A 25,321-nucleotide genomic window follows, 5' to 3' on the forward strand; every position below is an offset into this window, starting at 1 on the left:
GGCAGCGCCGGCCGCGACGCGTGGGGGCCGCCGGCACGGGGGACCGGCGGCCCGCACGAAGCCCCCGGTCTACTGGTCCGGCGCCTCCAGACCCGGGCCCGGCGCGGGTTCCGGGTTGAACACCGGGTGATAGCTCTCCGGCGGCGCCAGGTAGGTGGCGGGCAGGCCGCCCGTGTCGATCACGATCTGGTCCACCGCGATCGCCGGATCGACCATGAAGATCCGCAGCACATGCTCCCCGGCCGCAGCGACCGTCACGGTGGCGGTCAGCCGCTCGACGCCGTCCTCCACCTGGCGGGCCCAGGCGTCCCCCCGGTTGCCGGTCGCGACGGCCTGCCCGGACAGGACGGTCACCGGCTGGTCGTCGAGCCCGACGGCCACCCGCCGCTGCCCGCGCTCGTCCAGCGAGGGCAGCCGGAAGACGGTGACGGGGAAGGTGCCGGCGCTGCTGAACCGCACCCGGTACCGCAACTCCGGTGCGCGGGAGGCGAAGCCATCGGTGATCGGAGCCGCCGTGGAAGGAACGGCCTCGACGGCTCCCGTACGACGTCCGAGGCCCCGCACGGTCCGCCAGCGGCAGCCGCCCCGGCCCACCCACCGGTCGGCGTGCGCCGCGTCGATCGACACATACCCGTGGGCCTCGACGAAGCCACGGGCCCGTCGGCGCCCGTTGACCACCCGCAGCGGCACGTCGAAGCGTTGCCCCGCGCCGGTGAAGGCGACCGTGGCCTCCTGGGCACCCTCGGGCGCGCGCTCCCAGTCGATCTCCACCCAGACCCGCCGCTGCTCGGTGAGCGAGCCACCGGCCGTGCTCAGCTTCACCCACAGGTGACTGGCCTCGGCCGCCCAGTCCAGGGGCAGGAACCCGGTGTTGAAGACGTCGACGAAGCGCCGGTCGCGAGTGTACGAGGAGAACGACAGCGGTCGGCCGGTCCCGGTCTCGTTCCCCTCGGCCGCCACCCCGAGCCCGCTGGTCTCCTGCCGGGTCACCCTCGTGACGGTCGGACGCCCCGGCGCCTTCGGGATCTGCGACGGGTACGGATTGATGAACCCGTCCCATTTCCCGCCCGCCACCTCGGTGTTGTACCGGCTGGTGAGAGCGGCCTCCGCCGTGTGCGCGGCGAGCGCGAGGTCCGCGAAGCGGTTGGTGCCGGCTCCACGGCCCTGCCGGGCGGCGAGCGCGTTGCGGTCCGCCCAGTAGTACTTGAGGTTCATCAAGTACGCGCCGTGCACCGGATATTCGACCAGTTCGTAGAAGGCGTCCCGATAGGCGTCGGGCAGCTCGGCGCCCACCGCCCGGACCCGCGCGAGGAGTCGGTCGTACGCCGCCATCCGGCGCCCGGACTCGTCGCCGTGGTGGACGACGGAGACGAGGCCCGCGGCGATGAACTCGGGGCGCAGCTCCCCGGCGAGCCGGTAGTACTCCGTGCGGATCGCGGCGATCTCCCTGGCATGGCTTCGCCCGAACTGCCTCCCGGCCCACTCCGCCAGGAAGCCCTCGACCTCGTCGGCCTCCCAGCGGTCCACGTCCCAGGCCATGTCCATCGCGAAGGACAGGCCGGTCTCGATCGACTTGACGTCACCGACGTTGAAGATCCACATGCGGTCGGTGCCGTGCTCGTAGACCCGCCGCAACTCCTGCCAGACCTTGGCCACTTGGGTCGTGTCCAGCCACAGGTAGCTCTTCGGACGGCCCCAGTAGGAGAGGTGGTAGTAGATCCCGTTGCCGCCCGACCGCGCCCGCTCCGCCTCGTTCGGCAGCTGGCGCATGTTGCCGTGGTTGTCGTCCGGCCAGATGAGGGTGACGTCGTCGGGGACCTGGACACCGGCGTTGTAGAGGTCCAGGACCTCCTTGTACGGGATGAAGATCTGCGGCTCGGCCGCGGAGCCGACCTCTTCGGCGAGGATCCGGCGCTGGTCGGCGATGATGTCGTTCATCACCACGACCTTCTCCGGGATCGTGGTGGCGTACTTCGTCTCCAGCGCGCTGTCGTGCAGGCCGCGCATACCGAGGGTCCAGCTGCTCTCGTACGCGGCGTTCTGTCGCGCCCGCGCTCTCCAGTAGTCGGAGATGACAGCGGGATTGACCGTGTAGTCGTAGACCGGCGCAGTTCCGTCGGCGTTCGGGTGCTCCGCGATCCACGGCTCCCATTCGTGGACACCGTTGCGCAGCAGGGCCTCGGGGTGGCTGGAGCCGACGACGATGCCGTAGCGGTCGGCGAGTTCGGGGTTCTCCCGGTACTTGTTGAAGAAGTCGGAGTACGGATGCATCGCCGGCCACAGGTAGTTGGCCTTCAGGCGCAGCAGCAGCTCGAAGACGCGCCGGTACGTCTCGGGGCCGATGTTCTTGTCGGTCTCCTGGGTGCGGTGGGACCAAGTGGTCAAGTTCTGCTCGTCGTTGATGAAGACGCCCCGGTAGCGGACCGACGGCTCCCGGCGCTCGAAGCGGCCCGCGGGGACCGTCACGGTGTCCCGGCGCTCCACGGGGACGTCGGCCCACCAGTACCAGGGGGAGACGCCGATGCGTTCGGAGGTGTCGTAGATCCCGTAGACCGTGCCGCGCCGGTCGCTGCCCGCGATCACCAGGGCGCGGTCCACGCCGGGCAGCGGACGCTCGATCACCTGCGTCACGGACGCCTCCCAGCGGCCCTTCACCCGGGAGACGTCCAGGCGGCCCTGCGAGACAAGGCGGTCGATGGCGGGGCTCGCGCCGAGGGTGCCCACCAGGACGAGCAGGGGGGCGCTCCGCGGCAACGCGCGGAGCAGGTCGGGTCTCGCCCCCGAGACCCGTTCGACGTCCGACTGGAGGTCGCCCGCGGCACGGACGACGGCAGGGTCGTCCGCCGCGTCCACGAAGATGCCGACGGCCGTGCCGTCCGCCGCGAGCGGGAAGGCGGGGCGGTCCGAGGAGGCAGCGTGAGCGCTGGTCGGGATCAGGCCGGGGAGGAAGGGGGCCGCGCCGACGGCGGCCATTCCCCGGAGGAAGGACTTGCGGGTCCATTGCTGGTGCGGCACGAGACGCTCCCCCTGGTTGGCATGGTCAGGCCAGAAAGCGCTTTCTCCGGAACCCTAGGCGAGGTCTTCGCGGGGCGTCCAGAGGCGTGCGTGAAGGGAGTGCCGTGATGTGCTCGCGTGGCGTCTCAGACGGGCCGAATCGCGCCGCGGATGATCGACTCGCCGGTCGGGTAGATCGACTCCTCGCGGATGGCCGCACCCGGGCCCGGCGCGTGGATCATCATGCCGTTGCCGGTGCACAGGCCCACGTGGCTGAAGTCGTCGTGGAAGAAGACGAGGTCGCCGGGTTGCATGGCGTACAGCGATACCGCCGTGCCGGTGCTCGCCTGGCCGAGAGCGGTGCGGGGGAGGGAGACGCCGGCGACCTTCCAGGCAGCCTGGGTGAGGCCGGAGTTGTCGTACGAACCCGGACCTGCGGCGCCCCAGACGCAGGGCTTGCCGATCTGGGAGCGGGCGAAGGCGAGCACCTGGATGACCTTCGAGTCGTAACCGGGGTCGACGGTGGGGAGCTCGACGCCCGGGGCCGCGGCCGGCTGGGGTGCCTGCCAGTCCGGCTCCGGGGCGCGTGGGGCCGGGATGGCCGGGATGCTCTGGACGGCGGCCGGGACGGTCCGGAAGGTGTCGGCCGGCGGGGGTGCGACGGCGGCGAGGGGGGCGGTGAGGGGTGAGGAGTACTCGGGGTATGCCGCGGTGGGTTGCGCGGAGTACTCGGCGAAGGCCGTGGTGGTCTGTCCGGTGTACTCGGGGAACCCCTGGGTGGTTTGTGCGGCGTATTCAGGTATGCCGGTGCTGGTTTGACCGCTGTAGTCCGCGAACCCCGTGGTGGTTTGTGCGGTGTACTCGGGCTGTCCCGTGCCGAGTTGCCCGGTGTAGTCGGGGTATCCCGTGCTGATCTGCGGGCTGTACTCGGGGTATCCCGCGCTGACCTGCGGGGTGTACTCCGGGAAGCCGGTGGCGGGTTGGGTGGTGTACTCGGGTGCCCCGGCCGTGGGTTGCGGCGTGTAGTCGGGGATCGCGGAGGCCGATTGCGGGGCGTACTCCGGGAAGCCGGTGACGGGCTGGGTGGTGTACTCGGGAACCCCGGCGAGAGGCTGGGCGGTGTACTCGGGGGCCCCGGTGGCGGGTTGCGGCGTGTACTCAGGGACGCCGGTGACCAGTGGGGAACTGGTCAAGGCGCGCATTTCGCCGGTGCCGGTGAGGTTCTGCGAGGCCGGTTCCGGTGACCACGAAGGTGACTGGGCCGGCGCGGGGGCGGGCACGCCCGGTGCCGTCTCCGGTGCGCTCGGCAGGGCGAGCATGGGTGCGGCGGTCAGTTCCGGCATGGCGCGTTCGGCCGGCTTCGGTTCGCGTGCCGGGGGAGCGTCCGACGGGCGCTGGCGACGTGTCTCGGCAGGGCGGGCGGCAACGCGGTCGGAGGGCAGGGTCGCCTCGATCATCGGGCCCGTCTTCGCGCGGGCCATGCCGTACCACTGCTTGGCGATGTCGTCGAGAGCGGGTTCGCCGCCGGTCCTGCGCCCGCCGCCGGTCGTCGGACCGGTACGGCCGCGGGTGCTGGACGCCGTTCCGGCCGCGCGCGTGGCGTTGTAGGTACCGGAGTCGGTCTCGGCCCGGTCGTAGAGATTGGTGACCCGTCGGCTCACCTCGTCGTGGCTCGGCCCCTCGTCCGCCGCGGCGTTCCCGGTCTGCGAGAGGAGGGCCGCGGAGGCGATGGCGGCCGTCGCGAGTGCGGAGTTGCGCTTGGCCGGGAGGCTGAACCCTCCATTGCGCGAAGTTCGATCCGGCGCCATGAAAGATGTGCCCCTTCCGTCGTGCTGCTCGCCGTCAACTTAGCCAACTTGTGAGGCTCTCGTGAAGGTTGAAGTGTGAAAAGCGTGAGATGTAACTGTGACCTTCGTCGCGTGCGGGCCGGTCCTCCTGGTGCGGATCAGCGTTTTCCCTGCTGAGCGAGCCACGCCTCGTAATGATCGAGGACCGTCTCCTCGACCGGGCGGTAGACGAGGCCCAGTTCGTTCACGCTGCGGCTGTTGTCCACCGTGAAGCGGATGCCGAGGTGTTTGCGGATGTAGTCCTGGGTCAGTCCGAAGGCGGGGCCGAGGACGCGCACGGGCCAGTGGGGGAGCGCGGTGCGCGGGATGCGCAGGCCGAGGGGATGGCGGGTGCGGATGATGCGGGACATGTCGTGGAACGACGTCATCGTCGGCGCGGCCAGGATGTAACGGCCCTTCGCGTCGGGCTTCTCCGCCGCCGCGATGTGTGCGTCGGCGACGTCACGGACGTCGACCGTGGTGAAGCTGAAGTCCGGGGCGCCGTAGAAGAAGTAGCCCTTGAAGAGTTCCTCCAGGAGGAAGAGGCTGCCGGACTCGGAGGCGGGCGTGAGCGAAGGGCCCAGGATCAGGCCGGGGTTGACGGACACCATGCGCCAGCGGGTCTGCGCGGCCTCCGCGTCCCAGGCCGCGCGCTCGGCGACCGTCTTGGCGTAGTGGTACGGGTTGTTCTCCACCGTGCTGCTGGTGTTGACGTACGTCTCCGACAGGACCTGCCCCTCCATGTCCCGAACGTCGGAGTAGTCACCGAAGATCGCGCCGACCGTGGAGGTGAAGACCAGCCGCTCGACCGTCGGCGTCCGCTCGATGCCGGCCAGGACGTTGCGGGTGCCGGTCAGGGCCGGGCCGACCATGTCCTTCTGGCCGTCCTTGATCTTCTCCGGCATGAAGAACGGCGAGGCGACATGGAAGACGACGCGGCAGCCCGCCATCGCCTCGTCGAAGGAGCCCTCATCGAGGAGGTCGGCCTCGAACAGCGTGAGCCGGCCGGGGAACTCTGCTTCCATCTGCCGCAGCGGCCGCACCTTCGCCGCGTTCGCGAGACTGCGCACGGTGGCGTGCACCTCGTCACCCCGCTCCAGCAGCCGCCGCACCAGATGACTGCCGACGAACCCGCTGCCGCCGGTCACCAGAACGCTGCCCGAATCCGCACCCATGCGTCGCTCCTCTCACCGGGGAGTGACATTGAAGCACCGGCGGATCTTCGGCGGGAGGTGAGTGGACTCGGAGCGTCGCGCAGTTCAGGTCCCAGCTGCCGCCGGGGTAGTGGCCGGTGGAGAGCAGGGAGACGCCGGCGAAGAAGGTCAGCAGGCCGATCGGCGCGCGGATGCCGCCCGCGAGGCCCGGGACCGGATAGCGGGGGATAGTCGACAGCCACCACTTCACCAGGACCAGCCCGCGGGACAGGTGCTCGGGACATCTCGGGAGGATCCGGGATCCAGCCGGGCCGTACGGCTCGCCCGGTAGCGCGTGTCCGCCGTGGCCGGCCCCGCTCCCAAGGTGTCGGCAAAGACAAGACGCCCGGGTTCGCCGGGCGCCTTGTCTCATGGGGGTTCTGTCACCAACGGGGGAGCCTGAGTTCGTAGTCGGGCTGGAAGCGCCGCATGTATCCGGTGTCGTCGCGGCTGCGTACCCCGGAGTCGACGTAGAGGCGATGCAGCCGGGCCAGGGCCTCGTGGTCGAGTTCCACACCGAGGCCGGGTCCGGTCGGTACCTTGACCTCGCCGTCGCGGAACTCCAGGACACCGGGGAGGACGATGTCGTCCGCCGAGTTCCACGGGTAGTGCGTGTCGCAGGAGTGGTCGAGGTTCGGGATCGCCGCCGCCACATGGGTCATGGCGGCCAGGCTGATGCCCAGGTGCGAGTTGGAGTGCATGGACAGGGCGAGCCCGAACGCCTCGCAGACGGCGGCCAGTTCACGGGTGCGGCGCAGGCCGCCCCAGTAGTGGTGGTCGGTCAGCAGCACCTGGATCGCGTTCTGTTCGATCGCGGGCCTCAGATGCTCCCAGGCGATCACGCACATGTTGGTGCCCAGCGGCATCGGCGCGTCCTTCGCCACCGCCGCCATGCCCTCGATGCCCTTGGTCGGGTCCTCCAGGTACTCCAGGACACCGTCGAGTTCATGGGCCACGTACCTGGACGTGTCCACCGTCCAGGCCGTGTTGGGGTCCAGGCGCAGCGGCTGCCCGGGGAAGGCCTCCGCGAGCGCCTTGATCGCGGCGATCTCCTCGTCGGGCGGGAAGACACCGCCCTTCAGTTTGAACGACCTGAACCCGTACCGCTCCTGCATCAGCCGGGCCTGCTCCACGATGCCGGCCGGGTCCAGGGCCTCGCCCCAGTCGTCGCCGACGGCGGCGCGGCCGTCGAGGGCCGGATGCTCGGCCCATTTGTAGAAGAGATACGCGGCGAACGGCACCGAGTCCCGAACCGTCCCGCCGAGCAGGTCGCTGACCGGGCGGCCGAGCAGCTTGCCCTGCGCGTCGAGACAGGCCACCTCCACCGCCGAAGTGGTCCAGCCGCGCTCGTGGGAGCTGGGCACGGTCGGGAGCAGGGCGGCGTCGATCGCGGCTCCGACGGCGGTCGTGTCGAAGACGTCCATGCCTGCGACGACCTTCGCGGCGGCCTCAAGTCGTTCCAGTCGGGCGACGCCGCCGGGGGACTCACCGAGGCCCACCGTGCCGTCTTCCAGGACGAGTTGGAGGATGATGCGCAGGGCGAGGGGCTCGTGCACGCCATTGGAGTTGAGCAGCGGCGGGTCGCGGAAGGCGATCGGGGTGACGATCAGCTCTTTGATCCGAGTCGGGTCGCTCATGCGCCGACCACCTCCAGGCCGTGGTCGATGAGCTTGGACAGACGCGCGATGTGCTCCGGGGCCGGATCGACCAGGGGCGCCCGTACGCCACCGGCGTCCAGTCCACGCAGGGCCACTCCCGCCTTGACGAGCGCCACGGCATACCCCGGCACCTCGTCGCGGAGCTGGACGAGGGGGCCGTAGAACTCGTCGAGGAGGGTGTCGAGAAGCGGTCGGTCGCCCGCGGGGAGTGCCCGATGGAACGCGAGGGCGATCTCGGGCGCGAAGGCGAACACGGCGGAGGAGTACAGCGGGACGCCGATGCCCTGATAGGCGGGCGCGGTCATCTCCGCCGTCGGGAGGCCGTTGAAGAACTGGAAGTCCTCCGTGCCCGGCACGGCACGCACCGCGCGCACGATGCGGTGCATCCGCTCGATGTCGCCGAGGCCGTCCTTGAGGCCGACGACCCTGGGCAGTGCGGCGATCGCGGCGGCCGTCGCCTCGGTGAGGCGGGCGGTGCCGCGCTGGTAGAAGATCACCGGGAGCTCGCTTGCGGCGGTGACCTCCTCGACGTAGCGCACCAGACCCTGCTGCGGGGCCGTCACGAGGTACGGCGGGAGCAGCAGGATGCCGTCGGCGCCGGCCCGCGCCACGCGGGCGGCGTGGTCGCGGGCGACCGGGGTGGGGCCGCCGGCCGCGGCCAGGACGGGCACCCGGCCCGCGGTCGTCTCGACCGCGACCCGGGTGGCCCGCTCGATCTCGTCGGGCGTCAGCGCGTGGAACTCACCGGTGCCGCAGGCGACGAACACGCCGCCCGCACCGGCGGCGACGCCGCTGTCGATGTGCTGGGCGAGCCGTTCCTCGTCCAGCGAGCCGTCCGCGGCGAACGGGGTCACCGGGAAGAACAGCACTCCTTGGAACTTCATGTCTCCCTCACACGTGGGGGGTCGGGGTCAGCCCTTCGTGGCACCGGCGGCGATGCCGGTGACCAGGGAGCGCTGGAGGAGCAGATAGACGATCAGGCTGGGAATCAGGGCGATGACCGCACCGGCCAGGACCACGCCGGAGCCGACCTCGGGGTCGGTGCGCAGGATGGACAGGGCGACGGTGACCGTGTAGTCGGTGGGGTCCTTGGAGGCGATCAGGGGCAGCAGGTACTGGTCCCAGATCATGATGAAGCCGAGCACCCCTGCCACGCCCAGCGCGGGCCTGCACAGCGGCAGGATGATCTGCCAGAGCATCCGCAGTTCGCCGACGCCGTCGAGGCGGGCCGCCTCCTCGATCTCGGCGGGGATGTCCCGCATGAACTCGGTCAGCATCATCACCGAGAAGCCCCAGGCGCCCAGGGGCAGGATGACACCCCAGACCGTGCCCTTCAGGTCCAGGTGGACCACGGGGACGTCACCGAGGACCAGCGACAGGGGGATCGCGATGACCTCCTCGGGCAGCATCAGCGTCATCATGAACAGCATCATGATCAGCGCCTGGCCACGGAACCGGTGCCGCGCCAGCGCGTACGCGGCCAGCGTGCACACCACGAGCTGGAGCAGCAGTCCGCCACCCGCGATGACCAGGGAGTTGCCGAGGTAGTCCCAGATGCCGCGCTCGCCCGCCACCCTGAAGTTCAGCAGGGTGCTGTCGTGCGGCAGGAACGACAGCGAGGATCCGCTGGGGTTGGTGGTGAAGGCGCCTGAGAAGATCGTCAGGAAGGGCGCCGCGAAGACGGCGAGGGCGATCAGACAGAGCAGGATGCGCAGGGCCCAGGCGAGACCGGGCCGGTCGTTCCAGCCGAGGGCGGTGTCGAAGCGGGCCGGCGTGGTCCGCTGCGCCTTGCTGGTCCGTCCGGCCGGGGTGTCAGGTGCCGCCGGCCGGACGGGGTCGATGACGGGGGCGCTCATCGCGCTTCTCCCCTCTTGCGGAGGTGGTTGACCAGGACGGTGAGCAGCAGCGTCACGCAGAGCAGGACGACCGAGGCCGCCGAGGCGCCGCCGATGTCGTTGCGGCTGAAGCCCAGGGTGTAGGCGCGGGTCATCCAGACATCGGTGGACCCGGCGGGGCCGCCGCCGGTGAGGACGTAGACCTCGGTGAACACGCGCAGTCCGCGGATCGTGGCGAGCGTGAGCACGATCATGAGCGCCGGACGGATCGCGGGAAGCGTGACGAAGCGCAGCCGCTGCCACAGCGAGACACCGTCCATCGCCGCTGCCTCGTACAGCGAGCGGTCCACGCCCGCGAGACCGGCGAGGAAGATCACCATGTTGTACGGCGCCCAGATCCAGATGCCCATCACCATCGTCGAGTACAGCGCGATGCCGGGGTTGTCGAGGAACTGGACGGTCCCGACTCCGAAGAAGTGCAGGCCGCTGTTGAGCAGGCCGTCGGAGGTCGGGTAGTACATCAGCCGCCACAGCTCGCCGACGACCGCGGTGGCCGTGACGGCGGGCAGGAAGACCGCGGTGCGGAGGAACTTCAGCGAACGGGCCTGGCCCTCGAGGAGCAGCGCGAGAGCGAACCCGAGCAGGATCGCGCCGACCGACTGGCCTATGCCCAGGATCAGGGTGTGCCCGATGGCGTCCTGGAAGCGGTGGTCGGTCAGGACCCGGCTGTAGTTCTCGAGGCCTGTCCACTTGTCGCCGAGGAAGGGCCTGACGTCGAAGAAGCTGAGCCATATGCCCTTGGCCATCGGCCAGAACTTGAAGACGAGGGCGAGCAGCAGACCCGGAGCCAGGAAGAGCCAGGGGACGACGGCCTTCTTGTCGAAGGCCCTCCTGCCCGTGCCTTCGCGCGCCCCGGGGGCGGGAACGGTAGCGGTCATGTCAGCAGGTCCTGGTCCTTGAGGTCACCGGCGAGGGTGTCGTTCAGCTCCTTGAGCTGCGAGCGGACGTCACCGCCGCAGTACGTGAAGATCGAGTTCAGCGCGTCGGCGGTGTCCTGCTTGATCGGGGCGAAGTCCGGCGCGTTCGGGAACTGCTCGGAGGCGTGCTCGTAGGCCTTCTGTACGACACTCCAGCGGGCGTCGTTCCTGACCTTCGCCGCGTCCAGCGTGGAGTTCACGGGGATACGCACGACGGGCTGGTGGACGCCGGTGCCGGCCATGGCGATCTTCTGGCCCTCGGCCGAGACCAGGAACGAGGCCAGCGCCAGCTCCTTTTCGTCCTTGCCGGTCCTGGCACCGAGGTAGACGTTCTCGCCGTCGGCCAGCACATCGCCTCCGGCCGGGCCGGAGGGGGCGGGGACGACCTCGTACTTGTCCTTGCCGGGCGTGGCGTCGAAGGTGGTGATGTTGTACGGGCCGGTCATGTACATCCCGGCGTTGCCGTCCTGGAAGTTGGTGGCCGTCGCCGTGACGGCGGTGATCGCGCCGGGCTGGACGACACCCTTCTTGCCGCAGAAGAGGTTGTCCTTCATCCAGGTCACGGCGTTGATCGCGGCGGTCGAGTCCATGGCGGGGGTGTACGTGCCCTTGCCGTCCGGCGCGATGATCTGCGCGCCGCCCTGCCACAGGAAGCTCGCGCCCCACATGGCGGCGTAGCCGTTCTGGGCGCTGGCCGGTGCGACCATGCCGTAGGTGTCGGCCTTGCCGTCGCCGTCCGGGTCCTCGGTGGCGAAGGCCTGGGCGACGGAGAGCATCTCCTGCCAGGTCGTCGGCGCCTTCAGCCCGAGCTTCTTCAGCCAGTCGGACCTGATCATCAGAGTCTGCGCCTGACGGGAGTACGGGATGCCGTAGTGCTTCCCGTCGATGCCGACCGTGGAGGACCAGGACTTGTCGGTGATCCGGTCGCCGCCCGCGATCGAGGCGGGGTCGATCGGCTTGAGCAGACCCTGGCTCTGGTAACTGCCCATCAGCGCCGTGTCGTTGATCATGACGTCCGGCAGGTCCTTGGTGGACGCCCGGCTCTGGAGCTGTTGGTCGAAGTTGACGACCGGCTGATAGTCGATCTTGATGCCGGTCTTCTTGGTGAAGGCGGCGAAGACCCGGTCGTAGGTGGCGGCCGAGTCCGGATCGCTCCGGGTCCAGACCTCCAGCGTGTTCGGATCGCTGTTGCCCGCGCTGTCGGAGCCGGAGCCACAGGCGGCCGTTCCGAACATCAATCCCGCGACGGTGGCCGCCGCGGCCAGGCGGTGTCGTCGTCGGCGATCGCCCATGGACGCTCTCCGTTCCTGTCCGTGCTCGTTCATATCCGTGAACTCGCTTCACGAATCTAAATGATCGGCCAAGCTACGGATCGTTTCTTCCGTATGTCAAGACATGACGGGGAGTCTTCACAGAGGCTGTGCACGAGCTCTTCGGGAAAGCTGGTGCGAAAGCTGTGGTGTGAGTGATCAGGGAGACGCAGGTGTACGACGACAGCGACGGCCCGCGTGAGGCGGCGGAGCGGCTCACAGGCCGTACGGCGACGGATGAGCGCCCGCTGTCCGGCGCGCTGGCCGAGGTGGTCCTCGACGACGGCCGGACGGTGATGGTCAAGCGCGCCGACAGTCTTGAGGAGGCCCGGGCGGAGGCGGCGGGGCTGCGCTGGCTGGCCGGTGCCGGCACCGTCCCGGTGCCGATTGTGTACGGCCAGGACGGCCAGGGCGGCCACTGGCTGGTCACCGACCTGATCGCGCGGGGGCGGCCGAACCGGGAGGCTGCGCTCGGCCTGGGCCGGGCGCTGGCGGGCTTGCACCTCGCCGGGGCGCCCGCCTTCGGCTCGGCGCCGCCCGGTGGCCCCCGGGAGGCCTGCATCGGGCGCGCACCCATGCGGAACGTCGAGGGCACCGACTGGCCGGAGTGGTACGCCGAGCACCGGGTGCTGCCGTATCTGCGGAGCGCGGTGAACGACGGCACCATGACGCTTTCGGAGGCCGAGGTGATCGAGCGGCTCTGCGAACGGCTGCCCGGTCTCGCGGGCCCCGCCGAGCCCCCGGCCCGGCTGCACGGCGACCTGTGGAACGGAAACGTGCTGTGGGGCGCCGACGGCCACGCCTGGCTGATCGACCCGGCCGCGCACGGCGGCCACCGCGAGACCGACCTCGCGATGCTCCACCTCTTCGGCTGCCCGCACCTGGGCGAGGTGCTGCGCGGCTACGAACAGGTGGCACCGCTCGCCGACGGCTGGGCCGAACGCATCGGGCTCCACCAGCTGTTCCCCCTGCTGGTGCACACCGTGCTGTTCGGGCGGGGCTACGCCGAACAGGCCCTCAGCACGGCGAAGGCGGCCCTGGAACGGTGAGTACACCGGTCCAGGGCCGCCTGAGCGGGTGACATCGCGGGCGAGGAGAGCGAAGGAGCTGATTTCACGCCCCGAAGGGCAGTCGCTGAGAAGGAAGCTCCCTCATGGCCTCGCCACGGGCGGTACGGCCGCGGTGACCCGCGGGTGCCGCCCGGTGCGATGTCGACGGCGAGGAAAGCGAAGGGGCTGGAGCTTTGGAGGCCCGGTTGTCAGCCGGTGAGAAGGAAGCCCCTTCATGGCCTCGCCACGACAGACGCTAGCAGTCACTCGGGGATCAAGTCGCGCAGATTTTCCGGGGTGATGACCACCGAGTCCGGGTGCAACCCCTCGGGCCGCTCCAGGCCGATGTAGGTCACGGGCACGTCCGGCACCGACTCGGCATCCCAAGGTGCCACATCCGTACCGCCGTTCGCCATCAGCTCGGTCAGATACCCGACCGTGAGCTGTTCGCGCTCGACGACGGCACGCAACAGTGTCGCCACCGACACCTGGTTGCCCTCGACGCGGTTGTACGCCGGATGACCCTTCAGGTATAGGTGCAGCCACTTGGCGTGCCAACTCCCGTCCTCCGCACGCCGGAACGCCAGCGGCAGCGCCACCCGGCCCGGCCCGCGCAGCTCCGACTTCATCCGCACGGTACGCGCCTCGAAGGGCCGCCCCTGCTGCTCGCCCTCGCGCAGCATGAACCCGAAGAACGACTCCTCCGCCTCCTCGAACCCCTCCCCGGAGTAGATGTTGACCTGCGGGACGATGTACGTGCCCCGCACCGCACCGAGCCGCAGATTGATGAACTCCGAAGCGCCGTCGGGGGCGTTGGTGATGTCACCCGAGTGCTCGCCCTCCACCTCACGGAGGTTGGTGTACGACAGCCACGACACCGTGTCGTACTTCGCGTCCAGGAGCAGCGCCGACAGGTCGTAGTCGGTGACCCGCTGGGCCTGCTTCCAGTACACGAAGAACCGCAGCAGCTCCCCGTCGACCGGCGAGACGGAGCCGCGGGGCAGCACACCGAGTCCGGCCGAGGTCGCCCGCCCGCTGAGCGGAAGCGCCACGTCGAGGACGTCGGGGCCCACCAACAGCCGCTCCGGGGACGGGAGTCGACGGCCGATCTCCGCGTCGAGGGCGGCGATCAGACGCTCACGGTCCGCCTCCGGTACCGCCGTACGCGTGTCGTCGGCGACGTGCGCGCGGCCGAGACGGTTGATGAACACCCGCTTCCGGCCCTTCTCCGCGGCCCGGTTGTGCAGGTACTCACGCACCGACAGCACGACCCGCCCGGACACCTCCGGGGCGGTCTGCTCTACGGCGGCCACCACGGCGTCCCGCTCCTCCTGCGTGCGCGCGGTGCGCAGCAGTCGGTCCAGCGCGCGGAAGAGCCTGCCCGGCGCGGACTTGAGCAGCTCCGCCGCCCCGGTGACGTCGTCCGCACCGAGCAGTGCCTCGATGCGCGCGTCGAAGGTGTGGGCCTTCATCTCGCCCCGGGCGACGGCGAACACCTCGGCGGCGCGTGGCCACTGGGGGTACTCGTGCGGGTGCAGACGCTCGCCGAGCCGCTTGAAGGCCTCGCGGTGCGCGAGGACGTCGGCGAGCTTGGCCGGGGCCGCCGCGACGACCGAGTCGAGCCCCGCGAGCAGGGCCCGGCGGACCGGACGCGACAGTGCGCGGAACCGGGTCGGCTCCTGGAGGGACACATCCCCGCCCGACACCGCGCAGGCGAGCCGCAGCACATCGGTGACGGTGTCCAGCAGCAGATCCGAACCCGCCTTCAGCCGGGCCTCGTTGACGACGGCACGGTTCTCCCGCACCGGGATCCCCTCCGGCTGGGGCCCGTCGGCGCAGTGCTCGGCGAGCACCTTGAGGTCGGCCAGGTGCTCGTCGCCGAGCGGCGTGGTGCTTCCGGCCAGCGCCAGGTACAGGGCGGTGACCTCGTCGTCCAGGGCGCCGCCTGGGTGCAGGACGGTCAGGCGGTCGCCCACCGCGGCCGTCAGCTCGTCGTGCGCGGCGAGCATCTCGTCGTACGTGTGCTGGTAGGTGCCGTACGCCGGCAGCGTGAGCAGGTTGATCACGCCGTTGCGCAGCTGGGCGAGGACGCCGGAGCGGGCCTTGCCGTCCTCCAGGGCCTCGCGCACGCAGCGCATCCAGAACTCGAAGGTGTCCGGGACGTTGGCCGGGAAGTCCTTGAAGTAGACGTTGTGCCGCACATGGTCGCCGGCCATCTCACGGACGGTGGCGAGCGTGCCGACGGCGGTGTCGACGACCGTGGCCTCCGACAGCCCCGACAGTTGCCTGAGCGCATCCGCCGACAGCTTGAAGCCGACGGACATCAGCGCGGCGTCGAACTGCCGCGCCGCGACGGCGCCTTCCCCGACGGGACCCGCGAGGGAAGGGAGACGGAGGGTGTGCCGGATGACCAGGCGTTCCAGGCGGTGGACCATTCCGGAATGGTCGCAGAGGTGTTCGATCCGGCGCACCGGAGTTTTCGGGGCCCCGGCCTTCCGCGGGCTCTGGATCTTCCGCGCGCCAGGGTCAGGACTCCTGGCCCTGCTTCTTCTCCTTGATGCGCGCCGCCTCCTTGCGGACCTCCGCCTGGGTGGCGCGCTCCTTCTCCAGCCACTCGGGACCGTCTTCCCGCAGCGCCTCGATCTGCTCGGTGGTGAGGGGCTCGGTGACCCCGCCGCGCGCGAGGCCCGCGATGGAGACGCCCAGCCTGGCCGCGACGACCGGGCGGGGGTGCGGGCCGTTCTGGCGCAGGTCCTGGAGCCACTGCGGCGGATTGGCCTGAAGTTCGTTCAGCTCGGCGCGCGAGACCACGCCCTCCTGGAACTCCGAGGGGGTGGCGGGGAGGTACACACCCAGCTTCTTCGCCGCGGTCGCGGGCTTCATCGTCTGGGTGCTCTGATGCGACTTCATGGAGTCCAGACTATCGGCCGCGCACGAGGCCTCCGACCACAGTGGGTAACCTTGCCGCGTGACAGACTCGCCAGAACCCCCCTCCTTCCGGCTCGCGTACGTCCCCGGGGTGACGCCCGCCAAGTGGGTGCGGATCTGGCACGAGCGGCTGCCGGACATCCCCCTTGAGCTCCTCCAGGTGAGCGCCGCGGAGGCCTCCGACGTGTTGCGTGACCGCGGTGCGGACGCCGGTCTCGTACGGCTGCCGGTCGACCGTACGGTGTTCAGCGCGATTCCCCTCTACACCGAGACGTCGGTCGTCGTGGTCCCCAAGGACCACGTGGTGACCGCGGCGGAGGAGGTGACCCTGGAGGACCTGGCCGACGAGGTCGTCCTCCACCCCCTCGACGACGTCATCGGCTGGGACCGGCCGCCCGGCGAAGCGGCCTTCGAACGTCCCGCCACCACGGCGGACGCGATCGAGCTCGTGGCGGCGAACATCGGCGTCCTCGTCGTCCCCCAGTCCCTGGCCCGTCTCCACCACCGCCGTGACCTCACCTACCGCCCGGTCACCGACGCCCCGCAGTCCGACATCGCCCTGTCCTGGCGGGAGGACGCCACGACGGACATGGTGGAGGACTTCATCGGCATCGTCCGGGGACGGACGGTCAACAGCTCACGGGGTCGCACCCAGCCGGAGCCGGAGCGAAAGCAACGGCCCGAGAAGGGCGGCGGCCGCAAGCCCGCGGCGGGTGCGGGTGCGGGTGCGGGGAAGGGCGCGGCGCGGGGGTCCTCCGGCGCGGGCAAGGGTTTCCGCGGCGGGTCCGGCGGGTCCGGCGGCTCAAAGGGCGGCGGCGCCCGACGGGGGAAGCCCAAGCGCAGGGGCTAGCTTTTCTTGGGGCTTGGGGCTTGGGGCTTGGGGCTTGGGGTTCATGGCTGGGTGATGGATGCTCGGCGTCCGAAGCCTGGGGCGGCGCGGGCGCGGCGGCGTCGGGCGGTCGGGGACGCAAGCCCGGAGCCGGTTCCCCTCTGCGTCACGGCCCCGCCGCCCAGCGGCCCTGGTCTGGTCATCCCCACAGGCGGCGCCGACGTACAGGAGCCCGGAGCCCGGCGTCGGGAGCCGGTTGCCCGAGGCGTCGCGGCCCCGCCGTCCTGTTCGGTCTCCGCAAGTGGCGCCGACGGTGGTGATGTCCCGGCGGGCGATGCGATCCGCCTGCGCCCCGACGCGCGGTTCGCCGCTTCAGTCGGTGCCGAACACCCCGTCGGGCCCGAACGTCACCCCCGCGAACCGTTCCCCCATCCGTCGGTGCGTCGCCGCGTCCGGATGCAGGTCGTCCGGTAGCGGCAGCTCCGCCGAGTCGTTCTCCCCGTACAGCTCGCGCCCGTCCAGGTAGTGCAGGTTCGGGTCCTCGGCGGCCCGCTGCTTCACGATCCGGGTCAGCTCCTCGCGGATCACCTGGAGGGTCAGCTTCCCGCTCGCGCGTTCCGCCGGGTCGCCCAGCGTCCTGAATCGCAGCCGGCCCTCGCCGAGCTCGCTGACGTCAGGGAAGCAGGGCCCCGGAGTGTCCTCGTGCATCGGGCACAGGATGGGCGAGACGACCAGCAGCGGCGTGTCCGGGTGGCCCTCGCGGATCGTGTCGAGGAAGCCGTGAACCGCGGGACCGAAGGCGCGCAGCCGCATCACGTCGTGGTTGACGATGTTGATCCCGATCTTGACGCTGATCAGGTCGGCGGGCGCGTCCCGTACGGCCCGCGCGGTGAACGGGTCGAGCAGCGCGCTCCCGGCCAGGCCCAGGTTGACCAGCTCCACCCCGCCCAGCCTCGCGGCGACCGCGGGCCAGGTGTTCCTGGAGCTCGCCGCGTCGGAGCCGTGGCTGATGGAGCTGCCGTGGTGCAGCCACACCCGGCGATCAGCGGGCGGCGCGGGCTCGACGGGGGCGTCGGTGTGCAGGGAGATCAGTTCGGTGGTCTCGTTGTGCGGCAGCCAGATCTCGACGTTCTTGACCTCGCCGGACAGCCCGTCGAAACGGACGGTGCCGTGCGGCCCGGGCCGCACCTCGGACGTCCCCTCGGCCATGTCGACGGTGATGACATTGCCGCCGAGCACACTGCCCTGCCCGGCCGGCCGGCCGTCGACGACCAGGTCGTACACGCCGTCGGGACGGGGCGGCGCACCCACGTAGGCCCGCTTGGTCGGCAGTGCGTCCAGCTCCACCGCGGTGGCCCGGGTGCGGAACACCAGCCGTACCCCGGAGGGCTGGGACTCGGCCATCGCCAACTGCCCGTCGGTGTTCTGGGCACGGGCCCGCGCGGGCAGCCGGTGCGGCAGCACCCCGTGCTCGGTGTGCTCCACATCGAGGGCGCCGCGCAGCAGGTCGGCGGTGACGGGTGTGGTGATCCAGTCGTGCATGTCCTCAGCCTGTCGAAGGAGGGGTGGGCCAGTTGCGCAGCAGCGCGTCGAGGGCGTCCAGGATCCGTGTCCAGGACTCCTCGGAGTCGGGGGAGCTGTGGCTGAACCCTCCTGCCCCCTCCAGGCTCGCGTAGCCGTGGAAGGTGCTGCCCAGCAGTCTTACGGCATGGGTCTGTTCGGGTTCGGGCAGGTCGTAGCCGCGCAGGATCGCCCGCATCATCTGCGAGTGCCGTACGCCCGCGCTGGCCGCCGCGGTCTCGGGGTCGAGCCTCAGCCGGGCGGCGGCGGCACGGCCGGGGTGCGCGTGGGCGTAGTCGCGGTAGACGTTCGCGAAGGCGGTGAGGGCGTCCTTGCCGGCCCGTCCGGCCACCGCGTCGGCGGAGAGGTCGGCGAGCTCCTCCAGGGCGAACAGGGCAATCCGGGTCTTGAGGTCCTGGGAGTTCTTCACGTGCGAGTACAGGCTCGCGACCTTGACGTCGAACCGCCGGGCGAGCTCCGAGACGGTCACCTGCTCGAAGCCCACCTCGTCGGCCAGGTCCGCGCCCGCACGGACCAGTCGCTCCGTGGTCAGCCCTACTCGTGCCATAGCAGTCCTCTCGTTTGCCAGAAACAATTATGTATTTGCCTAAAGCTTTTAGGCAAACTAGCGTGAGGCTATGGAACCGCTGACCGAGCAAGAGATCCGTGCCGCCTTCGTGAACTGCACCAAGGGCGAGGCGAAGCGGCTGTCCGTACCGCGTGACCTGGCCGAGCGTCCCTGGGAGGACCTGGACTACTTCGGCTGGCGCGATCCGCAGGCCCCCGACCGCGCCTACCTGGTGGCCGTGCCGGACGGCCGCCCGACAGCGCTCGCGCTCCGCGGCTCCGCCGCCGGCTCCTGGCAGACGCGGCGCAGCATGTGCTCGTTGTGCCTGACCACCCACTCCGGCGGGGTCTCCCTGATGGTCGCGCGGAGGGCGGGCAGGGCAGGGCAGCAGGGCAACTCGGTCGGCGCCTACATGTGCGACGACCTCGCCTGCTCGCTCTATGTGCGGGGCAAGAAGGACGCGGGCGCCGGTGCGCGGCTGCACGAGACGCTCACCCTGGACGAGAAGATCCGGCGGACGGTGACGAACCTCGCCGCCTTCGTCGCCAAGGTGACGGGCGCCGCGTAAGGCGCTTGGTGAGATCACCGGTGCATGCCCTCTGACCTCGTGTTCTTCGGCCGGTGACTGCGGACCTGCGGCACCTTCTACACGCATTCGGCAGAGGGGCGGGCGATGCGTGTCGGCTGGAGCCGCCCGCTCGGGGTATCCGCCTGAACATGCTTGCTCTGATTGCCTACCGCTCGTACCACGGCGCAACGACCGTGTGGGCCTTCGTGGTTGCCATTCTCGTCGCGCTGGTGGCGGGCTGGTACATCCGTCGTCAAAGGTAGGCGCGACACCCGCAGACCTGCTTGCCCGGGCACCGCAGGCCGCTACGGACGGTTGATCGGGATCTCGTAGACGATCTCGCAGTGAGCGGCGGGCACCACGATGTCCGTCGTCTCCACGGGCCGTCCCCCGTCGCTGTAGTACGTCCGCCGGATGTGCGTGACGAGGGCGGTCCGGGTCGCAACCAGCCGCGGTCACCTCCTCGGGGTGAGCGCACCGCACCGTTTCTGAAACCGCGGCCGCAGGCTGGTCCCACGGCCATGCCGAATTCCCCCGGGCGGGGCGTGAACCATGCCCGGCGTGGCACCATGCCCCCTTCAGCACACCGTTCATGGGGGACACATGCGTACCCGCGCCACCATCGCGCTCACCACCGCCCTGCTTGCCACCCTCGCCGCCTGCTCCTCGTCCAGCGACGACAAAGCCGACACCCCGAACAGCAGCCCCACCACGGCCGCCGAGACGCCGACCACCACCCCGAGGGCGCCCGACGCCCCCGAACTGGAGCGCGTCGCGGACACGTACGTGAACCTCTACTTCGGAGGGGCCGGGGAGGGGGCGTACGCCTTCCTGTCGAAGCGCTGTCGCGCCAAGGCGGACCCGGCCACGTACGCGGCCACCGTGGGGGAGGCCGCGAAGGACTACGGCCCCGACCATCGGGCGACGGACGTGCACGCGACGGTTTCAGGGGACATGGGCCGCGTCTCGTACAAGGTGAAGGGCTTGCCGAAGTTCGACCAGCAGGGGCAGCCGTGGACGGTTGAGGGCGGCGCCTGGAAGTACGACGCCTGCTGACCCCGCGCGCCACCCCGGGCCCCGTCGGCCAGCGTCGGCGGGGCCCCTGTCGTGCCCGGCGGATTGCAGCACTCACGATCCTGCGGCGCCCGCCCCAGCCGACGACAGCCCGCCCCGACGGCGGGTGCGCCAACGGACAAGCGGGCCTTTGGGCCTGACGGCTTGCTGGTGGAGAACGACGGCGTTCAGCTCACGACCTCATCGTCCGGAACTCTCGGCTGGGGAGCCATCGGGGGCGGTCACGATGGTTGCTGTACTTCGCTGCTGTACCGCAACGGCCATCATGTAGTACTGGTCCACCGGTCGTTCACTGGTCATCGGTGTTTCGGCGTCATACGCTCTGTCGCTACGCCTGGGCAGCCGGGCTCTGTGGTCTGAGCGGAGGGGGAGCTGCGATGCCGCTGGAGTTCGGACTGTGGAGGGTGGACGACAAGCCGGTGCGAGTCGCTACGCGGCCGATGCCCTTGGAGTCTCGGCTTGAGGAACTCATCGAGGCCGATCCAGGCATTTTGGGGCATCCGCTGCTGCTGATCGGCCGGCAGGTGCTCACGCAGCATGGCAAGGTCGTCGACCTGCTGGGCATGGATGCCGAGGGGAGCCTGCACGTTCTGGAGCTCAAGCGGGATCGCACGCCTCGTGAGGTGGTGGCTCAGGTTCTCGACTACGGTTCCTGGGTCCAGGAGCTCACCAACGACCAGATACGCGACATCTATGCGTCCTACGCCCGCAGCAGGGGATTGGCTGAGGAGCTGGACGAGGCGTTCGCGCTGCGGTTCGGCGGCACTCCGCCGGAGGCGCTCAACTCGACTCACGCTCTCACCATCGTCGCGAGTGAGATTGATGCGGCGACGGAGCGGATCGTCACCTACCTGGCGTCTGGGTTCCAGGTTCCGGTCAACGTGCTCTTCTTCCGCTACTTTGAGGACGAGGGGCGTTCCTACCTGGCACGCACCTGGTTGATCGACGAGGTCGAGGCCGTGGCGCCGTCGACTGGGTCGAAGGGACGCGGGAAGCAGGAGCCGTGGAACGGGACGGATTGGTACGTGTCCTTCGGCGACGAGCCCGGTGGCCGGAACTGGGGCGACGCCCTCAACTACGGATTCGTTTCGGCCGGCGGTGGAGAGTGGTTCTCACGGACGATTCGGTCCCTGCCCCTTGGCGCGCGGGTGTTCACGCACATCCCCAAGGTGGGCTATGTGGGCGTCGGCACGGTCTCCGGCGAACCGCAACCGTTCGAGGACGCCGCCCTCAGCATCGACGGTGAAAGCCGACGGCTGGTTGATCTCCCGCTGGAGGGCACGTACCGACGCTCTGAGGAGGCAGCGACGGATGGGGAAGATCCTCGTGAGTGGATAGTCCCGGTTACCTGGGAGCGGGTCGTGCCGCGCGAAGAGGCACTGTGGCGTACGGGCTTCTTCGCCAACCAGAACTCCGCCTGTAAGCTCCGCGCCCGCTTCACGATCGAAGAGGTCTCCCGCCACTTCGGCATAGAACAAGGCATCCCTGACGCTTGACAGCAGCGTCATGGCTCCACTTCATCAGCCCACGGTCCAGCCGCACACGTGACGGCGGCAGACGCACGTCTTCGGCCTCCCCCGCAGAGCCCGTCCGGAACAATCCAACTCCGCGTACCCCGCCCCATGAGGCCGCGGGGGATCTCCCCCCAGCCGCCCGGTGCGGGCTGACACGTCCCTCGCCGAAAACTTCGACACGTATGCGACACAGCCACCCGCGAAATCCCGGTGACAGCCGGGCAGCCCCGGAACCTCCCCATGCACGTAGGGGGAGGTTCCGGGGCTTCGCCATGGCGCGCGGAACGTGCTCTGACCTGCAAAAATGCCCTCCCGATGGGAGGGCGGGGACTTGCCTCTCCGGCAGGACTCGGACCTGCGGCCAAGCGCCTGGAAGACGCCCGCGCCCTGGGGGAGTTCACTCGGGAGGTCAGGGGGTACGTCGCCTCCCGTGCCGTGTTTGCCACCGCCTGGCCGTTCGCCGGGGTGAGCGAGCCGGCCGCCACCCAGGATGCGGCACATCGCGCCCAGCCCTCGCGCCCCGCTCCCTCGCCCCGCGAAGCCGTACGCCGATGCGGCGCGCCCCCTCCGTCCCTGCCGAACCGCAGCCGACCTCGACGACGTGCTCGACGACGTGCCGAGCGAGTCGGACCGTCAGTGGAACAGGGGCGTTCCGGTGCCCCCGGTGGCAGAATCGGGCGCGTGGACCGGGGGATCCTCGAGCGGGAGCCCGAGCTGGCGCGACTGGCCTCGGCCGCGCGGGAGGCGGCGGACGGGGCCGGATCCGTGGTGCTCGTCTTCGGAGAGGCCGGTATCGGCAAGTCGAGCCTGGTGAAGGCCCTTCCCGGCCATCTGCCGGACGGCACCCGGATCCTCGTCGGCGAGTGCGACGACCTCGACACCCGCAGGCCCCTCGGCCCCTTCCGCGACCTGATCGGCAGCGTCGGCGGCGAACTCGCCGGAGCCGTGACGGAGGGCGGCGACCGCCATCGCGTCCACGAGGCTCTGCTCGAAGAACTACGCGGAGCGGTACTCGTCGTCGAGGACGTCCACTGGGCCGACGAGGCCTCCCTGGACGCCCTGCGCTTCCTGGTCCGGCGGATGGAACGGCTGCCCGCCCTGCTCGTCCTGACCTACCGTGACGACGAGTTGAGCCGTGAACACCCCCTACGGCATCTGCTCGGCCAGGTGTCCCGGGCGCCCCGCGTGCACCGGCTGCCGCTGTCCCGCCTGTCCCTGGACGCCGTACGTTTCCTCAGCGCCGGCCGCGTCGACCCCGCCCAGGTGTACGCCGTCACGAACGGCAACCCCTTCTTCGTCGCCGAGATCGTCGCCGCCGGTGGCACCGGCAGGGTGCCCCCGACCGTCGTCGACGCCGTGCTCGCCCGCCTGCGAGGTCTGCCCGGCGCCACCGTGGACGCGTTGGAGCAGTTGGCCGTCGTTCCCTCGGCCGTGGAACGCCAGCTGGTCGACGCGCTGCTCACGGACGGGGCGTCCGCCCCGGCGGCGCCGCGGGAACCCGGCCCGCGCGCGACCGCGGTGTCCGCCCCGGCGGCGGACCACCACGGCCCGCTCACCGACGGGGTGTCCGTCCTGGCCGCCGCCGAGCAGCGCGGTCTGCTCACCGTCACGCCGGAACGGGTGGCGTTCCGGCACGAGCTGATCCGCCGGGCCGTGGCCGACTCCCTGCCCGCCGCCCGCCGCATCGGCCTCAACCGGGCCGTTCTCGCGGCTCTGGTCGCCCGGCCCGGATCCGACGCCGCCCGGATCGTCCACCATGCGGCCCAGGCCGGCGACCAGGACGCCATCGCCCGTTACGGCCCCGACGCGGCGAAGGACGCCTCCGCCACGGGCGCCCACCGCGAGGCCGCCGCCCAACTCCGGCTCGTCCTGCGCGACCGGCACCGCTACGCCCCCGCCGAACTCGCCGACCTGCTCGAACGCTACGCCGTCGAGAGCTACACCATCGCCGACTCGGCCGCCGCCGTCGCCGCCCAGCGCGAGGCCGTCGCCCTGCGCCGCGCCCTCGGTGACACCCTCGCCCTCGGCGCCGACCTGCGCTGGCTGTCCCGCATCCACTGGTGGGCCGGCAACGCCGACCAGGCCCAGGACGCCGCCCGAGAGGCGGTGGCGGTGCTTGAACACGCGGGCGACGACCGCCTGTTGGCGCTTGCCGTCAGCAACACCGCCCAGCTGCGCATGCTGTCCGAGCGCTACGCCGAGGCCGTCGAACACGGCGAGCGCGCCATCACCCTGGCCCGCAAGGCGGACGACCCGGCGATCCTCGCGCACGCCCTCAACAACGTGGGCACCGCCCGCTGGCGCTCCGGAGACCCCGGCGGGCGGGCGGAGTTGGAGGAGAGCCTCGACGTCGCGCTCGCCGCCGGCGAGGTCGAGCACGCCTGCCGTTCCTACGCCAACATCATCTGGACCCTGCTCGACAACCTCCAGTACGACGAGGCCGACAGGTTCCTGCCCCCGGCGATGGAACTCGCCGACCGCGCCGAGCACTTGGGGTTCCTCAACTACCTCCACGTCGAACTCGCCATGCGCAGGCTCGCCGCCGCCGACTGGGACGACGCCGAGAAGCACGCCGAGTACGGCATGCACGACTTCATCCCGGCCCGCTGTCCCGCCCTGACCGTCCTGGCCAGGGTCCGCATCCGGCGCGGCCGCCCCGGCGCCGACGAACTCCTCAGTGAGGCCTGGGAGATCGCCGTAGGGACGAAGGAACTGCAGCGCACCGGACCGGTGGCGGTGGCGCGGGCGGAGTCGGCCTGGCTGCGCGGGGACGCGCAAGGGGTGATCGAGGCGGCCGCACCCGTCCACGCCCAGGCGAGCCGGCTGCCCGGTGCCCCCCACCGGCCCGAGCTCGCCTACTGGCTCACCAAGGCGGGTCATCGCGTCCCACCGGACGACTCCGACCATCCGTACGCCCTGCAGGCGCGCGGGCAGTGGCGCCGGGCCGCGGCGCTCTGGCAGGCCGCGGGCTGTCCCTACGAACATGCCGCCGCGCTCGCCGAGAGCCCGGAACCCGCCGCCAAGCTGGAGGCCCTGGCCGCCTTCGACGCACTGGGCGCCGAACCGGCGGCCCACCTGCTGCGCGTCGAGCTTCGACGGCTCGGCGTGCGCCACGTCCCGCGCGGCCCCCTCGCCGCGACCCGCGAGAACCCCGCAGGCCTCACCGATCGCCAGCTCCAGGTCATACGGCTGCTCGCCGAAGGGCTCACCAACGCGGAGATCGCCGCCCGGCTCGTCGTGTCGGTCCGCACGATCGACAACCATGTGCGAGCGGTGCTCGACAAACTCGACGCACCGGGCCGCCGCCAGGCCGCCGTGCGCGCGGCGGAGCTCGGATTGCTGCCCGGCGGCTCCCCGACCTAGGTATCCCGGAGCGCCGACCTGGGTGACGGTCACGGATACCCGCTGCGGTGTGACGCGAGTAGAACGGACGAATCT

Annotated in this window: 18 protein-coding genes and 1 pseudogene; 6 read left to right on the plus strand and 13 right to left on the minus strand. The window is 70.7% G+C overall.

The genetic code is table 11. The annotated features are described in order from the left end of the window. Positions 1–69: 69 nt before the first annotated feature. The 8 genes from OG841_RS40565 to OG841_RS40600 form a co-directional block, all read right to left on the minus strand. On the minus strand, positions 70–2,973 hold the full coding sequence (locus OG841_RS40565) for a glycosyl hydrolase 115 family protein (protein WP_371570968.1): 2,904 nt from the start codon (positions 2,971–2,973) through the stop codon (positions 70–72). Positions 2,974–3,140: 167 nt separating this feature from the next. Beyond that, positions 3,141–4,802, minus strand: coding sequence for an NlpC/P60 family protein (locus OG841_RS40570; RefSeq protein ID WP_328636827.1), 1,662 nt, complete (start codon positions 4,800–4,802; stop codon positions 3,141–3,143). A gap of 137 nt (positions 4,803–4,939) precedes the next feature. Continuing rightward, positions 4,940–5,995, minus strand: coding sequence for an NAD-dependent epimerase/dehydratase family protein (locus tag OG841_RS40575; RefSeq protein WP_328636826.1), 1,056 nt, complete (start codon positions 5,993–5,995; stop codon positions 4,940–4,942). Positions 5,996–6,396: 401 nt separating this feature from the next. Continuing rightward, entirely contained in the window at positions 6,397–7,650 is a 1,254-nt protein-coding gene (locus OG841_RS40580; protein ID WP_328636825.1) for a glucarate dehydratase family protein, read from the minus strand. Further along, positions 7,647–8,555 (minus strand): 5-dehydro-4-deoxyglucarate dehydratase, encoded by a 909-nt coding sequence (locus OG841_RS40585; protein WP_328636824.1) that lies wholly within the window; start codon positions 8,553–8,555, stop codon positions 7,647–7,649. Before OG841_RS40585 ends, OG841_RS40580 begins: the two co-directional genes overlap by 4 nt. A gap of 27 nt (positions 8,556–8,582) precedes the next feature. Continuing rightward, positions 8,583–9,527 carry a carbohydrate ABC transporter permease gene (locus tag OG841_RS40590; RefSeq protein ID WP_328636823.1) on the minus strand — a complete coding sequence of 315 codons (945 nt, stop codon included), beginning with the start codon at positions 9,525–9,527 and terminating at the stop codon, positions 8,583–8,585. Further along, complete coding sequence (locus tag OG841_RS40595; RefSeq protein ID WP_328636822.1) at positions 9,524–10,444, minus strand: carbohydrate ABC transporter permease; 921 nt, start codon at positions 10,442–10,444, stop codon at positions 9,524–9,526. Before OG841_RS40595 ends, OG841_RS40590 begins: the two co-directional genes overlap by 4 nt. Continuing rightward, entirely contained in the window at positions 10,441–11,775 is a 1,335-nt protein-coding gene (locus tag OG841_RS40600) for a sugar ABC transporter substrate-binding protein (protein ID WP_328636821.1), read from the minus strand. Before OG841_RS40600 ends, OG841_RS40595 begins: the two co-directional genes overlap by 4 nt. 191 nt (positions 11,776–11,966) lie before the next feature. Between OG841_RS40600 and OG841_RS40605 the strand changes: the two genes are divergently transcribed. Next, positions 11,967–12,842, plus strand: coding sequence for a fructosamine kinase family protein (locus OG841_RS40605; protein WP_328636820.1), 876 nt, complete (start codon positions 11,967–11,969; stop codon positions 12,840–12,842). Positions 12,843–13,105: 263 nt separating this feature from the next. Here the strand turns inward: OG841_RS40605 and OG841_RS40610 are convergent, their stop codons facing one another. Both OG841_RS40610 and OG841_RS40615 read right to left on the minus strand, forming a co-directional pair. Then, a complete protein-coding gene (locus tag OG841_RS40610) occupies positions 13,106–15,277 on the minus strand; it encodes a hypothetical protein (RefSeq protein WP_365119746.1) in 2,172 nt (723 codons plus the stop codon). 91 nt (positions 15,278–15,368) lie between these two features. Next, positions 15,369–15,752, minus strand: coding sequence for a DUF5997 family protein (locus OG841_RS40615; RefSeq protein ID WP_057609788.1), 384 nt, complete (start codon positions 15,750–15,752; stop codon positions 15,369–15,371). 58 nt (positions 15,753–15,810) lie between these two features. Here OG841_RS40615 and OG841_RS40620 point away from each other — a divergent pair, with 58 nt between their 5' ends. After that, entirely contained in the window at positions 15,811–16,620 is an 810-nt protein-coding gene (locus tag OG841_RS40620; RefSeq protein ID WP_365119748.1) for a LysR substrate-binding domain-containing protein, read from the plus strand. Positions 16,621–16,971: 351 nt separating this feature from the next. Here OG841_RS40620 and OG841_RS40625 read toward each other — a convergent pair whose 3' ends face one another. Both OG841_RS40625 and OG841_RS40630 read right to left on the minus strand, forming a co-directional pair. After that, positions 16,972–18,141, minus strand: a complete 1,170-nt coding sequence (locus OG841_RS40625) for a GDSL-type esterase/lipase family protein (protein WP_365119750.1) — start codon at positions 18,139–18,141, stop codon at positions 16,972–16,974. Positions 18,142–18,145: 4 nt separating this feature from the next. Continuing rightward, positions 18,146–18,727 (minus strand): TetR/AcrR family transcriptional regulator, encoded by a 582-nt coding sequence (locus OG841_RS40630; RefSeq protein ID WP_365119752.1) that lies wholly within the window; start codon positions 18,725–18,727, stop codon positions 18,146–18,148. A 70-nt stretch (positions 18,728–18,797) separates the two neighbouring features. Here OG841_RS40630 and OG841_RS40635 point away from each other — a divergent pair, with 70 nt between their 5' ends. After that, positions 18,798–19,295: an FBP domain-containing protein gene (locus OG841_RS40635; RefSeq protein ID WP_365119754.1), complete on the plus strand. Its 498-nt coding sequence runs from the start codon at positions 18,798–18,800 to the stop codon at positions 19,293–19,295. A gap of 305 nt (positions 19,296–19,600) precedes the next feature. On the opposite strand, the pseudogene OG841_RS40640 reads toward OG841_RS40635, so the two are convergent. Then, positions 19,601–19,732, minus strand: a pseudogene (locus tag OG841_RS40640) (GntR family transcriptional regulator); the annotation flags it as partial. Positions 19,733–19,898: 166 nt separating this feature from the next. Here OG841_RS40640 and OG841_RS40645 point away from each other — a divergent pair. The 3 genes from OG841_RS40645 to OG841_RS40655 all read left to right on the plus strand — a co-directional run bounded on the left by OG841_RS40645 (position 19,899) and on the right by OG841_RS40655 (position 25,246). Continuing rightward, complete coding sequence (locus tag OG841_RS40645; RefSeq protein WP_365119757.1) at positions 19,899–20,351, plus strand: hypothetical protein; 453 nt, start codon at positions 19,899–19,901, stop codon at positions 20,349–20,351. A 395-nt stretch (positions 20,352–20,746) separates the two neighbouring features. Next, on the plus strand, positions 20,747–21,865 hold the full coding sequence (locus tag OG841_RS40650) for an endonuclease NucS domain-containing protein (RefSeq protein ID WP_365119758.1): 1,119 nt from the start codon (positions 20,747–20,749) through the stop codon (positions 21,863–21,865). A 699-nt stretch (positions 21,866–22,564) separates the two neighbouring features. Then, complete coding sequence (locus tag OG841_RS40655) at positions 22,565–25,246, plus strand: ATP-binding protein (protein WP_371569330.1); 2,682 nt, start codon at positions 22,565–22,567, stop codon at positions 25,244–25,246. Positions 25,247–25,321 lie beyond the last annotated feature (75 nt).

Origin of the sequence: Streptomyces canus (assembly GCF_041435015.1) — a bacterium.
Classification (GTDB): domain Bacteria; phylum Actinomycetota; class Actinomycetes; order Streptomycetales; family Streptomycetaceae; genus Streptomyces; species Streptomyces canus_G.